The 15686-nt window shown below is 52.6% G+C and carries 12 protein-coding genes and 1 tRNA gene; 1 reads left to right on the plus strand and 12 read right to left on the minus strand.

Features of this window, described 5'->3' with window-relative positions:
- Window positions 1–70: 70 nt before the first annotated feature.
- From BN3795_RS19300 to BN3795_RS19335, 8 genes are all read right to left on the minus strand, one after another.
- Window positions 71–1615: an alpha-L-rhamnosidase-related protein gene (locus tag BN3795_RS19300; RefSeq protein WP_110945263.1), complete on the minus strand. Its 1545-nt coding sequence runs from the start codon at window positions 1613–1615 to the stop codon at window positions 71–73.
- 39 nt (window positions 1616–1654) lie between these two features.
- A complete protein-coding gene (locus BN3795_RS19305; protein ID WP_068786327.1) occupies window positions 1655–2485 on the minus strand; it encodes a carbohydrate ABC transporter permease in 831 nt (276 codons plus the stop codon).
- The gene (locus BN3795_RS19310) at window positions 2482–3348 is read right to left on the minus strand and encodes a carbohydrate ABC transporter permease (RefSeq protein ID WP_068786328.1); all 867 of its coding nucleotides are present in this window, start codon (window positions 3346–3348) and stop codon (window positions 2482–2484) included. The genes BN3795_RS19305 and BN3795_RS19310 overlap by 4 nt, the downstream gene beginning before the upstream one ends.
- 7 nt (window positions 3349–3355) lie before the next feature.
- The gene (locus BN3795_RS19315; RefSeq protein WP_068786329.1) at window positions 3356–4699 is read right to left on the minus strand and encodes an ABC transporter substrate-binding protein; all 1344 of its coding nucleotides are present in this window, start codon (window positions 4697–4699) and stop codon (window positions 3356–3358) included.
- Between the two features lie 96 nt (window positions 4700–4795).
- A complete protein-coding gene (locus BN3795_RS19320; protein WP_068786330.1) occupies window positions 4796–5617 on the minus strand; it encodes a response regulator transcription factor in 822 nt (273 codons plus the stop codon).
- A complete protein-coding gene (locus BN3795_RS19325; protein ID WP_068786331.1) occupies window positions 5610–7382 on the minus strand; it encodes a sensor histidine kinase in 1773 nt (590 codons plus the stop codon). The genes BN3795_RS19320 and BN3795_RS19325 overlap by 8 nt, the downstream gene beginning before the upstream one ends.
- Before the next feature lie 221 nt (window positions 7383–7603).
- A tRNA-Leu gene (locus BN3795_RS19330) sits at window positions 7604–7688 on the minus strand.
- An 89-nt stretch (window positions 7689–7777) separates the two neighbouring features.
- Window positions 7778–9394 (minus strand): glycoside hydrolase family 5 protein, encoded by a 1617-nt coding sequence (locus tag BN3795_RS19335; protein ID WP_068786332.1) that lies wholly within the window; start codon window positions 9392–9394, stop codon window positions 7778–7780.
- 243 nt (window positions 9395–9637) lie between these two features.
- Here BN3795_RS19335 and BN3795_RS19340 point away from each other — a divergent pair, with 243 nt between their 5' ends.
- Window positions 9638–10423 carry a glycosyltransferase gene (locus tag BN3795_RS19340; protein ID WP_232729983.1) on the plus strand — a complete coding sequence of 262 codons (786 nt, stop codon included), beginning with the start codon at window positions 9638–9640 and terminating at the stop codon, window positions 10421–10423.
- Window positions 10424–10433: 10 nt separating this feature from the next.
- Here the strand turns inward: BN3795_RS19340 and BN3795_RS19345 are convergent, their stop codons facing one another.
- The 4 genes from BN3795_RS19345 to uxuA all read right to left on the minus strand — a co-directional run bounded on the left by BN3795_RS19345 (window position 10434) and on the right by uxuA (window position 15635).
- Entirely contained in the window at window positions 10434–11414 is a 981-nt protein-coding gene (locus BN3795_RS19345; RefSeq protein WP_068786333.1) for a LacI family DNA-binding transcriptional regulator, read from the minus strand.
- On the minus strand, window positions 11380–12747 hold the full coding sequence (locus BN3795_RS19350) for an alpha/beta hydrolase (protein ID WP_068786334.1): 1368 nt from the start codon (window positions 12745–12747) through the stop codon (window positions 11380–11382). The genes BN3795_RS19345 and BN3795_RS19350 overlap by 35 nt, the downstream gene beginning before the upstream one ends.
- A 204-nt stretch (window positions 12748–12951) precedes the next feature.
- Window positions 12952–14559: a mannitol dehydrogenase family protein gene (locus BN3795_RS19355; RefSeq protein WP_068786335.1), complete on the minus strand. Its 1608-nt coding sequence runs from the start codon at window positions 14557–14559 to the stop codon at window positions 12952–12954.
- Window positions 14559–15635, minus strand: coding sequence for a mannonate dehydratase (uxuA, locus tag BN3795_RS19360; protein ID WP_068786336.1), 1077 nt, complete (start codon window positions 15633–15635; stop codon window positions 14559–14561). The genes BN3795_RS19355 and uxuA overlap by 1 nt, the downstream gene beginning before the upstream one ends.
- Window positions 15636–15686: the final 51 nt, after the last annotated feature.

Raw genomic sequence — 15686 nt, forward strand, 5'->3', positions numbered from 1 at the left:
GCAAACCGTACAACCCGAGAAACCCTGATCCTTCAAAAAGGACAGGGTTTCTCGCACAATCCGGCTCCGCTCAAACAAAGTATTTGCGTATAAAATACGTTGGCGTGCAGCTCCACGCATGGCAATAGCTGTTGATCAGGTTGCTGCCGTACGGGGACAGCTTCTTTTCCTGCGGGTTGTACACCTCCCAGAAGGTATCCGCGCCATCCCGCACCATTTCTCCCCAGTAAGCCCGCATTTGCTCCAGCGCTTTCTCCTTCTGACCTGCTACAAGCAGCGCTTCAATCAAGTGATGGTACATGTAAGGCGTATTGGGAGCGATCGGCGGCCGCCGCTCGAACAATCGGTTCATCAGGTCGCTATTGTCCTGGGGCTCCAGCACTTCGGCCAGAACCATCCAAATTTGCGACGCCCAGGAGATTTGACGTTCCGCACCGCTTGTGAAAAATCCTTGGTCCGGATCGTAGAGATGCGTCAACGCCGCCCTGCTCAGTTGCTCGATTTGGACAGCCAAGGCTTCCCGGTCGTCGTCGCACCCAAGCGCCTTGGCGAGGACCAGCCCCCGTTTGAGGCAATAAATGAAGATAGCCTGTGCCGCAGCCTGCTTGTTCAACTCTTGATGCCAATCCACGAAACACCACCAACCGGGATCATCCGCGACAATCGCGTCGTCTCCGACCTTATCCCAAGCCAGTTCCAGTTGTTCGCGCGCAACCGGCCAAAGCTCCCGCAACAGTTCCACGTCCCCCGATGCCGCATAATAATCATGCAGCGTCGCGACAAAAAACAACGAGTAATCAAACAACGACGTATCGTCGACGTGAGGCTCCGGACTTTCAAACAGGCAGGCTCCAACCTCTCCTCGTTCCAGCGTCATGCCGCCAAACAAATAAAGGCATCTTCTGACCAGATCCAAATTTCCGAAGGTAACATAGTTGGCCAGGGCCTGCAGCCGCAGATCGCCGATCCAAAGGCGCCGGTCCCGCTTCGGACCATCTTCGAACACGGTCTGCATGCAATCCTGCAGCGTCTTGATTCCGATCCGGTCCATCGCCAGCAGATCCGCCGGCAAATGCCCGGGCAGCGGGTGGATGACGCTGGGATCGCCCGAACTCACGCTGGTGCAATAAATCTCCTCGAATAGGATTTTGTATTTGGGCGAGGTTGCCTGAACGATAACCTTCAGATACCGGAAAGCATAGCGCCTTGGCAGCTTCAGTTCGCAGGGCAATACGTCGATATTGACGATTTCGTCCTGCAGCCAGGATCGGCTGATCCAGCCGTCATAATCATCGAAATTTTCCCCAATCTCGCAAAGCATTTCGCCAAAGATCAGTTTCAAGCGGAGCGGAGCGTCTTGCGGACTCCCCACCGCTTTGATTTTGAAGGTGACATAACCCACTTGATGATCTCCGAAATCAAGGATAAAACTGTCCCCCGTACCCAACGATTGCTTCAATACGCGCTCATACGGCTCCAAAGAGTCCTTGCCCCATCCTTGAACCGCAACGGGGTCGGGGTAAACCTGAATCGTCTCTTGAGGATACACCGTCGTTTCCAGAAGTTGCGGTATCAGTTGCTTCGCCTTCCCAACCCAATCTTGACGTATCGCCACGTCTCTCAACCCCTCTTCAACATCTCATTGGCGCTTCTATTATCCCTTGACGGAACCCGCAATCATCCCCGAAACGATCTGCTTGTTAAAAATAACGAACAGAAGCAGCATCGGGAGCGTGATGATTAAAATATCCGCAAACAACAAATTCCATTGGGAGACAAATTGGCTCGTAAAATTATACAACGTCAATTGGACGGTGGCATTTTGGGAGCCGGGAAAGAAGTACAGCGGATTCGTAAAGTCGTTGAAAATAAATACCGACTGCGTAATAATAATCGTCGCGGACACCGGCTTCAGCAGCGGGAATATCATTTGAAAGAACAAACGATACTTGCCGCAGCCGTCAATAACGGCAGCCTCGTCGATTTCGCGGGGAATGCCGGCGATAAATCCTTTGTACAAAATAACGCAAAACGGAAAGCCGAGCGCCACTTCCACCGCCACGATCCCGGCCATCGTTTTAAATAATCCGATCGAATCCAATACCCAAATGGTCGGAACGATCGCCGGCGGAATGATCAAGCCCGATAAGACCAGGAAATGAATGTACGGGCTGGCCTTGTCGCTTCTTCGCTGCAAAACGAAAGCCGCCATCGCGCAAATCACCACCAACACAGCGATGGAAAGCACGGTCATAATCGTACTGTTGTAAAAGGCCCGCAGCAGCATGTAATCTCTGGCCATGACCACTTCCTTGACATTCTCCCACAAATGAATCTGCCCCGGCCAATCCATGTTTAATAGCGAGGCCTCTTGCTTATCCTTCATGGCGTTGACGATGACAAAATACAGCGGAACCCAGAAGATCCCGATCGTAGCCAGCACCGCAATCGATTCAACCGCGAACTGCCCTGCCCGGCGTCTCATAGGTCCACCTCTTTCTTGTTGAGATACAGGGTAAGCGGGAAGGCGAGCAAGGACACGAACAGGAAAAGAATGACGTTGCCCGCTGTCGCCAGGCCGTAAAAGCCGCCTTGATACTGTTTGTAAATGATCGACGCGATCACGTCTGTCGTAAAGCCCGGTCCGCCTTTGGTCATCGCCCAGATCAAATCGAAGGAACGCAGTCCGCCGATGAACGAAAGGATAATGACCGAGTTCGTGGCGGGCCGGCTAAGCGGAACGATAATATTCCAAAATTTATTCCAGGCCGTCCCCCCATCGATCTGCAGCGCCTCGTAATAGTCCTCCGGAATCGATAAAATCCCGGCCACAAAAATCACCGTGGCGAACCCGACCCCTTTCCAAATGTCGACAAATGCGACCGACAGCAACGCGATCTTCGTATTGCCGAGCCAGTCCTGGCCGGGGAGGCCGATCGCTTGCAGCGCCTGGTTAATGATGCCCTGCGTCGGGTGCATCATCGTGCTGAACGCCACGCCGACCGCAATCGTACTGACCAGCGTCGGAAAGAACAGAACGGATTGCAGATAACCTTTGGTCTTCAGCTTGGAAGTGAGAAACGTCCCGAGCAGCAGCCCCAGAACCACTTTGGCCGAACAAGTCACGAGCGCGTAAACCAGCGTATTTCTAAATCCGATGCTTAAGGACGATTCCTGAAAAAAGGTAATAAAATTTTCAAGCCCGATAAACTCCCATTCACTTAAGGTCCAGCGCGTCAAACTAAAGAAAAAGGAAAGCGCGGTCGGCAGCAGGAAGATCAAGGTATAGACGATGGCTGCCGGCCATAAAAACGAATAAGAATAGGTCTGTTTCCATAATTTCGTCATCGCCGGCTTACCAGCCTTCTAGTCCGAGCTGCTGTGCTTGTTTCTTGACGTCCTGGTCATATTTCTCCGCACCTTCCTTGGCGTCGGTGATGCCGGAGCCGACTTCCACCGTAATTTGCGGCAAATTCGGACCTTTGATGGGACTGACAAATTCCAGGGCGGAAGCTGTCGTCTCCTCCGTAGCAAAATAAGGAAGCATATCCTTGACGACTTGAGTGACATTGTCCGGTAACTCAATTCCTTTGACCGGCCATGGACCGGTAGGTTTGGCAGCGCTCATCGTTGCAGAAATGCCCTCCGGCGTCGTCAGAAATTCCAGGAACAGCTTGGCTTCCTCAACATGTTTTCCGTTCTTGTAGGCGTAGGCGGCCCCCGGCATCCAAATCGTCAACCCGTTCGACTCCGCCGAATCTCCCGGCTGGGCGAAAAATCCGATATCGTTCATGTTGTCCGGGAAGTTTTGCTCCAGGGCCGGAACCGCAAAGGACAGCATCGGGTAATGCGCTCCTTTCCCTTCCGCCAGCATTTTCAAGCCCGTATCGTAAGTCGTGGCCTGAAAATCTTTGTTCATCAAACCTTTATCGTACACTTCCCGCAGTTTCTCAAAACCTCTTAAAGCGGCGGGCGTATCGGCGTATTTAGCTTTGTTGGCGGTATAATTCTCGGCGAAATCCGGAGCCTGCTTTTGTACATTGTAATAATCGGCAAGCACGATCAACTGGGCGGTCCAACTGTCTTTATAAGATCCGATCACCGCCGTCATGCCCGCTTCCTTGATTTTCTCGTTGTTCGCCATCAGCTCCGCCCACGTTTTCGGCACGGACAGACCGAGATCCGCGTATACTTTTTTGTTATAAAACCAGCCCCCGGCCATCGTCGAGCCGGCCGGCACGCCGTATACTTTTCCGTTAACTGATACCGTCGGTTTGTAGGATTCCATGACATCGGCCATGAAAGGCTCATTCGTGAGATCCACAAAGTTCTTCTCGGGATCCAGCGATTGCAGCAAAGAGCCGGAATTGTAATAAATGACATCGTTCAAATCCCCGGTGGCGATCCGCGTCTTCACCAGGTTGTCGCCTTCGGAACCGCCGGGGCGCGTTTCGTGCTCCACAGTGATATAGGGGTATTTGGTCTGGAATGCTTCTATTACCGCTTTGGCAGCGCTTACTTGTTCCTGCGTATTATCCGTCAACAGCGAGAGGGTCACCTTTTCTTTGGCCGTATTATTCCCGTTCGTTCCGACGGCGGATGGATTGGTTTCGTTCTGTTTCTTCCCGCAAGCGGCCAACAATCCAACCGTCATCACGGCACAAAGCAACATGACAATGACTTTTCTCGATTTCCCCATAGGCTTATCCCCCTGATCGTTCAAGTATTATGTTACAGAGCCCGGGTTCTCTGTTGGTTTCCATTATAAATTTGGCGTATCCGTTCAGGTACTGCTTCATTTTATAGATTTCTGTCCGTTTTTTTTGGACAGGGCCGATGATTCCTCCGCTTCTTCTTTATATTGTCCAGGCGTGACTCCGGTGTGCTTTTTGAAGACTTCCGAAAAATGCCGATAGGTATGATAACCGACGCGTTCGCTTACTTCATGAACCTTGAGTCCTTTCCACAACAGCTTCTTGGCCCGCTCCATGCGCAAACGGGTCAGAAACTTGATATAGCTCTCCCCCGCTTCTTCCTTAAACAGCGCGCTCAAATAAGCGGCATTCATCCCGACATATTCCGCCACTTCGTTTAATGACAAATCCCTGGACGCATGATGTTCGATATAGGCTTTGGCCCTGTCGATAGCTCCCCGCTTGCCCGTTTCATCGTTTTCGGCCGTCGCATGGTCGGCATGGCGGCTTTCCTCCACTTGTTTCCGCAACCGTTCTGTTGCCTCCTCGGCTTCGATTCGGGAAAGGACCCGCTGGATCGAATGTTGAACGCTATCCACGGTGATCGGCTTCTCCAAATAATCGACAACTCCGAGCTGCAGCGCCCGCTTCACGTATTCAAATTCATTAAACCCGCTGAAGACAATGCAAAACGTATCGGGCGACTGCCTCAGGATCTCTTCGATCAGCTTCAGACCGTCCATACCCGGCATGCGAATATCCGTAAACACGATATCCGGCGCTTGCCTTTGCACCAGGTCCAGCGCGGATAAGCCGTCGGAAGCCGTTCCAACCAGCTCGAGGCCGTATCCCGTCCAATCGATCATCTGCCGCAGCCCTTGCAGCACAATATACTCGTCATCAAAAATCGCCACTTTATACATCCAGCTTCACCTCTATCCCGTTCAGTGGAATCCGCAGCTCGACTCGGGTTCCCGAGCCTGGCTTGCTGTCGATAATCAGAACGCTTGCTTCTCCGTAGAACATCTTCATTCGTTCCCTGACATTGCGCAGACCATAGCCTTGTTCGGTTCGCTCCAGTTCCTCGATTCCCACTCCGTCATCCTGGATGACAAAGACTAGAAACTCCCCTTCCATTTTCCCCGTCAACGACACGGTTCCCTCTCCCACTTTGGGTTCCAAGCCATGGTAAATGGCATTTTCGACCAACGGCTGCAGCAACAGCTTTAAAATTTCCATGCTCTTCATCTGGCTTTCCACCTGTTCGACGTATGTAAATCGTTGATTGTACCGGATATTTTGAATCGTCATATAGTGATCGATATGCTGAAGCTCCTTATATAACGGTATCGTTTCTTTGCCCTTATTCAAACTCAATTTGAAGCTTTCGGACAAGGAAAATGCCATCCGGGCAACCTCCTTGTTATTCTGAATCGTAGCCATCCAATAGATCGAATCCAAGGTATTGTACAAAAAATGCGGTTTGATTTGAGCTTGCAAAGCCCGCAGTTCGGCTTCCCGCTCCTTCAGCTCAGTATGAACGAGACGCTCCGTCAGTTCCTCGTTCTCGGATGCCATCTTCTTGAAGGTTTGTCCGATCGCCCCAACCTCATCTCGGTCGAACGTTTCCCCGAAATCCCGCTTCCCCTGCGTCCAATCCAGCATCATCTTCTTTAACTGAAGCAACGGGCGCGTAATGCTGCCGGAGATAAAATAGGACAACACTAAAGCGACGAGCGCGATAATTGAAGAAATCAGCATCGTGACCGTTCCGATTTGTTGCGATTGCTTCAGCAGCTCCTTCACTTTGATGATATGAAGAAACGTCCAGCCGGTCGTTTCATTCCTGAAATCCACGACCAGATAACCTTGCTCTTCAAGCCGCCGATGAAGATCGCCCGGGGAGCCGACCAAACCGTTCAGCTCAAGGTAAGAGTTGCGCGGGTAAATCACCTCCACGGACTCCGGCGTTGAGGTAAATGCGATATACTCTCCGCTCGCCTGATCCGTTTCCGTGAAGATCGAATCGAAGATCGATTTGGAAATATTGATAATAAGAATTCCGATCGGTTCGCCGCTTATATGCTGCGAGTCGCGGAAAAGCTTGACCGTGGAGAAAGTGTAAGACGGATCCCCCAATACGTTATCGGGATAAAATTCGACCTGGCCTTGAGAGGCGACAGCCTGTTCATACCATTGCGACAATTTAAGCTGCTCCGCCTGGTCGGCTCCTTCGTATATCCCCAGGTTATCGGAACGCCCCAAACAATGGGCTTTCCATTGCAAATCGATGAGACAAACGGAATCGACATAACGGGAATTAATAAATAAACTGTTCACCATTTTTTGCAATTGGCCGAGAATCTTCTCATGTCTAGCATCGGCATGCGTTTCCTCGGGATTTTGGCTTGCCCGAAGCTGGTCACGTATTTCCTCATTCAAAATAACCGAGCGATTCAAATTGATGATATTGCGAAAAATGAGATCGGCCACTTCGCTGGAGGATTGGAGATGCACTTGGTCCGCCTTCTTGTTCGTCTCCATCAGCGTATCTTTGGCAATGTTGAAGGACAGATAACCCAGCAGGAACAGCGGCGGGATCGATAAGACGATCATCGCGCCAAGAAAGCGGTTACGAATTTTCTTAAAGCGGATTTTTGAATAGAAGTGGTACAACCTTTCCTTCATCTGCCATCGCCCCATTCCGCTAAATCTATATCCTAATTAAATAGAATCACCCGTTCCAATTCAAGGACATTCTATCGATTGACTCTAGCATCGTGCGATAATTGGGCCGAATTTAATGCCGGTGCCCATCATTGCTTCCTCATTACACGATTCCCATATGCAAAAAAAGCTCCTGAATCTCCACTAGGGGAAATTCAAGAGCTCGTTCATTGTTAAGATAATGCGGTCGAGAGGACTCGAACCTCCACGGGGGGTTAGCCCACACGGACCTGAACCGTGCGCGTCTGCCAATTCCGCCACGACCGCTTAGCGTCATGGATCCGCGAAAGTCACAACCTGTTTTTCGCGGCGACAAGATATAAAATATCATGCGCCGCGAAAAGAGTCAACCCTTTTTATTCCACTGTGACGGAATGGAGTTCGATTCGGCCCTCGTGTACGCTCACAGTGATTGTGGAATGGGCGGCAGCCTCAAGGAGGGCATGGATGCGGATTGGATCGCTGCCGGAGGACAATGCCGCATTCCCCCGCTCAACCCCATCCTGCATCAAAATAACGGCCGCGCCCTCCCTGCAAACCAGCTCCAGGATCACCTGATGGCCTGCTTCGACGGCATGGAACGTGTAAGCCGCAAACTCGCCGTCCATCAACTCCAACGCGAGGTTCTGCCACCCGCTGTCAAACCCGAACTTCTTCGGTTGAGGCTCATCGACAATCGGTACGATCTTCATCCCGGTTTTCGCCCGGTACTTATAGATGTTCCCTTCCGTGCGGGTTCCGCTGAAGGAAATTCCTCTCCCCGGCAACTCGTCGAAATCCGTGCCGCGAACCCGGCAGCCCGGCTTGCGGAAGACCGCCGCTGTCACTTCCGGACGCGGCGTGCAGTTCTCCACCTTGATATTCTCCAGGTAGGCATCGAGAATTTGCTGCACCCGTTCATTACTCGGCCGCGCGCCTCCTTCGGCGTAAGCGAGAAACTCGTTCCAGCCCTCAGGTTGATTCACGGTATACGGCGAGGTGGCGCGTTCCATCTTCTTCCACGGCCATAAATTGTAGCCGATCCCGAGCGACAATGCGAGCGGATACATTGCAGCAAACCATTCCAGCTCGTTCTCTCCCGTCTCGCCCAGCCATAAAGGCTGATCCAGCGCCTTGGAGAGCGCCAGGAACTCCTCATAAGCCTCTGCCCCGGGCTTGCAGGCATAACGATGAAAATGGATAACCATGTTCGGATCATAACGTTTATAGAAGACCGCCGTATTCGTTGCCCAGTGATGCCCTTCCACCGAGAGCATATGCCGGTCGTCGATTTCCCGGATCGCGGCGATGACTTCCTCGTAAAACGCCGCTAACCGCCGGACGAGGTAATCCTCGTGTTTCCCTTCCATCAGACCCGGGCGAACCGGCTCATTTAGCAGGTCGTAACCGCCCACGATCCAGCGGTCGCGGTACCGGCGAGCCAGCTCCCTCCACAGCTCGATCCCTTTGTTCCAGCTGTCTTCATCGGTGAGCAGGCGAGGGAAATCGTCGACCGAGTCGTCGATGTTGGCTCCGGTCTGACCGCCGGGCGCGCCGTGCAGATCCAAGAAAGCGTAAAGACCAAACTCCTCGCACCATTCCAAACAACGGTCGATCAGCGCAAACCCGTCCTCTTTCCAACGGAGGCCCGGCTCGTCCTCCATCAGAATCCGCCACCCGAACGGGATGCGTACCGAATTGTAGCCTTGCTCCGCCATCAGCCGGATATCCTCGCGAGTCACATAGTTTTGCCGGAAACGCTTCCAAAACTGCTCGGCATATGCACTGCCGGCGGCTTCCTGAATGACCGCTTCAATTCGCCGTGGACGATCGAACCGGGGATGGTGGGACAACCACATATATCCTTCGCACAAAAGCCAGTTTCCGAGGCCCCAGCCCGTAAGCAGGATTTCCTCCCCGTCACCGTTTACGATTCGGGTTCCATCCGCGCGCAAAAATCCTTTCACCCGCGATCGATCCGTTTTTTCATGCATCGTAAGTCTCCTCCCGCTGCTTATCAATTTTATCGCAACCATTATATCATCCGGGTTGGACGAACATGAGTCGTCCCGATATTTGCGACCCTGACCCGAAAATCGCAGCCAGTCACGGCAGACCTCTTCAAATGCGGATTTCCCCGTCGTCTACAAAAACGTCCAAGCCAAAACAACATCCTAGCATAAACTGCTAGAGAAGCTTGAAATCGCAACGCCGTATGAAATAGAGGAGGTCGATCCATGATGCCGGAAGACTTACGGAACCGGATAAAACTGATCATTGAGATTCATTTTAACGATTGGGGCGGAACGCCGGACCGATTAACCCCAACGTGGATCGAAAACAGGCTGGCCCTGTTCATGAAGTACACACGAAAAAGTTTGCAACTGCAAACCTCCCAGGATTTCTCCTGTTACGTGCTGTACGATCCGGCATCCGAACGAACGATCCGGGAAGTCCTGGACCGTTACGCACCGCTGCCGAATAACATTCGCTTCGTTCCCCCAAGGGCCTATCATGCCCAGGTCGCGAAAGACATTGCCGATTATCACCGTTTCTATCGCGTTTACCTCTCCAGCGACGATATGTACCATAAGGAGTTTATCCGAAAACTGCGGACATGGACGCCGAAGAAGGAGACGCTTGCGCTGGTGCCCCAATACGGCTACGTCTACGACTCTGTGCAGCACCGGCTCGGCAAGTTCTTTTTTTGGCTGCCCAGCTATGGCGCAACGATCCATGACGTCGGGAAATATTTGAAGGGCCAGGAGCCCAAGCTCACGTGGCGTGATGCCTTAAAGGTTCCCCACGAATTTATCCATCTCAAGGAACCGATCTGGATCAATCATATCCATGCTTACAATACGGGCATCTCCTTCGACAAGGTTCGCTCATGGACCATCCGGGGCGTGCAAGACGCTTGCGACGTGGAACCTTGGACGAACAGCCGACAAATCAAAGCCTGCTTCGGCCCGGAAATCACCGGTCCGAACCCAATCAAACGAGTGTTGTCCGACTTTTTCTGACGGCCCTAATTCAGCACGGATCGGACTCCTGAAGCGGAATAGAAACATACTCTTCATATCCTTCTTCGGATTTCCCATCAGCAAGGGTCTTCTCCTTCGATTCAATATAATACTGCATCATCTCAAAAGCCAGCTCAAGCGGTCCCCGGTTCCCCTCCGGCTTTAGGGTGTGTACATCCGGGGGCAGCAGCTCGGCACAGCCGTTGGGACAAAGGACAGTCAGCTCAAGCTCCAACCCTCGCGCAGCGTTCGCCACAACCATCCCAACAAACTCGTTCAGCACAAGCCCACATCCCGCTTGAAACCGGGCAAGGAAATCCGGCAAGCGGTTCGCGTTGTCCTCCGCCAGGATGAAGATCGAATCCGCGCCGAGTTGGGCAGCGTCGACCATGGCCTTCATCGTCTCCTCGTTCGCAAGGTAGTCCAGGACAAGGAATCGCCGTCCCTCTCCAGCGGCCGTTCGCTTCCTCCACAATGCGAAAGCCTGTCGGTAATCCATCACAACCTTGTGAAACAGCGGGTCGTTGATATGGCTGTCCAGAAGTACAATCGGCACGCCAACACTGAAGTGAATCGAGATGTCCCGAAACACCTCCTTCTTCACTCCGGCAAGCAGCACTCCGTCCACTTCCCGCTGCCGGATCATTTCCGGTCTTGGCAGCTCTGCATCCATCCCCAGAACGAGCAGATGATAACCTGCTTGTTTGCAAAGGGCTTCCATCCGTTCGGCCAGCCAGCCGTAATACAGCTTCTTCCATAACCCGTCCCGTTCGCTGCGGCTGAAGATCAAGGCCACCATGCCGGACCTCCCTCGAACCAGCGAGCGAGCGGTTAGGCTCGGAATATAGTTCAGCTTATTCGCAGCTTCCAACACCCGGCAACGCGTCTCATCCGTAATTTTCTGATTGTCTACCTTATTTAAAATGTAGCTGACCGTCGCAACGGAAACCTTCGCCTCACGGGCGATGTCCTTCATCGTAGCTTTTTTCACATCCATCCTCCCATCCCTCAACAACATAATGAAGACTGACCGGTTCGGACGTGTCGAATCGTCGGCTCGTTTCTCTTCGTTCATGATAACCAAACCCCCGCGAAACCTTCACATCAAACGCCAGATCTCTGGGCAGCAGAAAGCTTCCCTGATAGAACCCTTCCCGGACTTTCGGAATTTCGAACCCCGCATGGATTTGAGCATCCGCCGGGGTAGTAGGAGGAACCGTCACGCTGATTTCAACCCGCACATGATCCGACAACTCCGGGACGACTTCGAAGCTCGCCGATCCGGTTAGCCCCTTATATCTGACCGTCACCTCGGCCGCTCCTCCGGTTAGTGGAACGATTCGGCCGTCAGAGCCAACCTCCAACACTTCCGGATGGTCCACCGTATATTCGGCCGACAGCAAACTCATTTGAAAGCCGGTATCATACGTCACTTTGGGGTAAAGCTGAACCTGGAGTCCCTCCACCCCAATCCGCCCCCTTCCGGCCAGTTGCAGGCTGCGCGGGCGTCCAATCGTCCCGAACAGGTACAACAGCGGGTGATGCAGCCGTCTAGCCCAATCCATCTGGGAATGGCCAGCAGATTCGTCGAGCAGAAACATCAGATCATCACCCGGCTGAAATCCAGCCTCGATCAGTTCATCGGCAAACGCCCGGACGTGACGGGGCATGATCAGGCCTTCCGCTCCGCCGATATCCACCCAAACTCGCATCGCCGGCGGTTTAACCGGATAGGAGCGATATATTTTTTGTTCGCGAATCGGTTCAAGATTGTTCGCACCGCCCCCTTGCTCGTTCACCACCGTATGCACCAGGAAAGGCGACAGGATCGCCACCTGTCCGAATACGTCCGGTCGACGAAACGCGATATGATACGAGACAAGTCCTCCCGCGGACGAACCGATTAACGCGGTATGCTCCCGATCCGCCAACGTGCGGAACCTGCCGTCAATCATCGGCTTCAGTTCCTCGATGAGAAATCGTTCGTACAGTTCCCCCTTGCAGGATGCGTGGAACGCTTCCCGTAGACCTGAATGCTCGTGAAAATATTCGGATGCCCGCTGATCCGAAATGGACGAGACGGCGACGATAATCACTTCTCTCATCCGTCCTTCCCGGCTTAACCTCTCCGCTGTCCGGTGCATCTCCCACGAATCCCCCATCGCGTCCGACGCGAACATATGCTGTCCGTCCTGCGCATACAGCACGGGGTACCGGCAATTCACCGCTTCATCATAAGAAGGGGGCAAATAGACGTAAACATCCCTTGAATTGTCCAAAAGCTTGGAATAAACCTTGGAAAGGGTGATGATTTTCGCTTCCATTCGTAACCATCCTCCGATTGAATACTAATTTAACTTAAACGTTTAATAATTATAACTTATACGTTTAAGTTAATAAGATGTTATTCCGGTCTTTTATTTTTGTCAACGAGTCTTTTCCAGTAACCAAAGCAAAAAGCTCTTGATCCGCCTAACGGCAATCAAGAGCCTTTGCAAAGCAGGCCTTCCCCGCTATATGTGCCACCGTTAGTTCAAGTATTTCTCCAGCGTTGTTCGCACGGCCCCCGGACCTTCCAGCATTTCATAAAACATGCGCTCGATCTTCTCCCCAAGTCCGATCGCGTACAAAGGAACGCCGAAAATGTTCTCGTCCTCAAGGATAGCGCGAACTCCCGAGACTTTATCCCCCAGCTTTACCCCTGCCAAATGCCCTTGTAACGTTTCCAGCAGCGGGTCCGGACTCAACGCGAGCCGCTGGCCTTCATCGTCCACGCCCAGCAAGTAGCGGCACCAGGCGGCAATCGCCAGCGGGATGGCCGTTAACTCGGCCGGGTCAAGGTCCTCCCGGCGAATGTACGATTTGATCGTTTCACCGAAGCGGATGCCCACTTTCTGCGAGGTATCGGTGGCGATCCGCTGCGGCGTATCGGGAATAAACGGATTGGAGAAGCGCTCCTGCAGCACTTCGTCCAGGAACTGCTTGGGATTCAAAATGCCGGGGTCAACCACGACCGGCAGCCCCTCGGTGTAACCGATCGTCTCCACGAATCTGCGCAGTGTGTCGTCCTTCATCTCATCCGCAATCAACGTAAACCCAAGCAGACAGCCGGATACGGCGAGGGCGGTGTGGAGCGGATTCAAGCAGGTCGTAACCTTCATCGTCTCCACTTTGTTTACGGTGTCTCTATCCGTAAATATAATCCCCGCTTCTTCCAGCCGCGGCCGGCCGTTGGTGAACTTGTCTTCGATCACCAGATATTCGCTGATTTCCGCATTTACGAAAGGCGCGGTATAGGTGTTCTTGGAGGTGACGATCACATCCATTTCGCCGACGCCCTGCTCCAACAACGCGGCCTGCACCGTTTCCGACGGACGCGGCGTAATTTTGTCGATCATGGACAACGGGAACGAAATTTTGCGTTCATCTTCAAGATAGTTGATGAAGTCCGGTTCGACCAACCCTCTCTTCGCCCACTCCCTGGCAATCGTCAAGACCGCGTGTTTCAGCTTGTCACCGTTATGCGAGCAGTTATCCATACTGACGAAAGTCATTGGATATCGGCCTTTCAAATAACGACGGTAAGCGAGCGAGGCGACAATGCTCATCACGTGAATCGGCTGAACGGGGCCTGCTTCCATGTCCTTCTCCACAATGCCCAGGAAATGCCCGTCCGGGCCGGTCAGGGAATAGCCTTTTTCCGTAATGGTGAAGCTGGCCATTTGCAGACTCGGATGCTCAAAGATTTCGATAAGCCGATCGTAATCCGCTTCCCGGTATTTATCCGCCGTAATCGACTCAACAATACTTGCGACCACTTTCTTCTGAAATTCACCGCGGGCATTCATCAGTACCAGCAGCGTCAAATTGTCATAAGGCTTGTAAACCTTGTCGATCATCTCAAAATCAAACGATTCCGCAGCGATAATCCCCGTATCCGCTTTGCCGCTGTCCAGCAGTTTTTGGTGGGCATTCGCCACAAACCCCCGGAAGATGTTGCCTGCGCCGAAGTGAACCCATTCCGGCTTTGAACGGGTATTCCTCTTCACCTGCGCGATATCAAACCGAGGAAGCTCCACGCCTGCAGCCGTCCATGCCGAGGTATCGGAAATATGGTTTAAGGATAAGCGAAGCATTATTTAGTCACCTTCACATTTTCCAGGCTGTCCCAAACGCCTAGCAAATACATGACCCCCAGCGCCCGATCATACAGGCCATAGCCCGGACGGCAGTTTTTCTCTTCTCCCCACAAATGCCGCCCGTGATCGGGACGCACATAACCGGTGTATCCGTTCTCGTGATAGGCCTTAACGACTTCCGCAATATCTACGCTGCCATCGCGCCCCCGGTGGGACACCTCGATAAAGTCTCCGTTATCGAACACTTTCACATTGCGGATATGGGCAAAATGAATCCGATCATGGAACTCGCGGATCATCGCCGGAAGATCGTTCTCGGGGTTCGTTCCCAGCGACCCCGTGCAGAAGGTCAGGCCGTTATACGGACTGTCCACGGCGTCCAGCATCCGGCGGATCGTGTCGCGGCTGCGAATGATGCGCGGCAGACCAAAAATCGGCCAAGCCGGATCATCGGGGTGGATCGCCATCTTGATATCCACTTCTTCACATACCGGAATAATACGCTCCAGAAAATACTTCAGATTCTCAAACAGCTTCTCTTCCGTCACATCCGCATAGGCGGCGAACAGCTCATCCAGCTTCGCCAGCCGTTCCGGCTCCCATCCCGGCATCGTGAAATCTCCGGCGCCTTTCAGAATCCGGTCCACCATCTCTCGAGGATGATTCGTAATGGCAGCCTTTTCATAAAAGAGCGCGTTCGACCCGTCGGGAAGCTCTTTGTACAGCTCCGTACGCGTCCAGTCAAAGACCGGCATGAAATTATAACAGATCACTTTAACGCCGACTTTGGATAATTTACGAATGGTATCGATATAGATATCGATATATTTGTCGCGCGTCGGCAAGCCGATTTTAATATCATCATGAACGTTGACGCTTTCCACAACCGCCGTACTGAAGCCTTTGCTTGTAATTTGGTCGGCCACTTCCTGAATCCGTTCCATTTCCCATACTTCTCCGGCCACTTTGTCGTGCAAGGACCAGACGATTCCCATAACTCCGGGAATTTGCCGGATATGGTCAAGGGTAATGTTGTCATTCCCTTCTCCATACCATCGCCATGTCATGTTCATTTCATGATCTCCTCCTTCTTGTATACAAGATTGAACTGATCATAAGATACA

The sequence above is a fragment of the Paenibacillus phocaeensis genome (genome assembly GCF_900021165.1).
Classification (GTDB): Bacteria; Bacillota; Bacilli; order Paenibacillales; family Paenibacillaceae; genus Fontibacillus; species Fontibacillus phocaensis.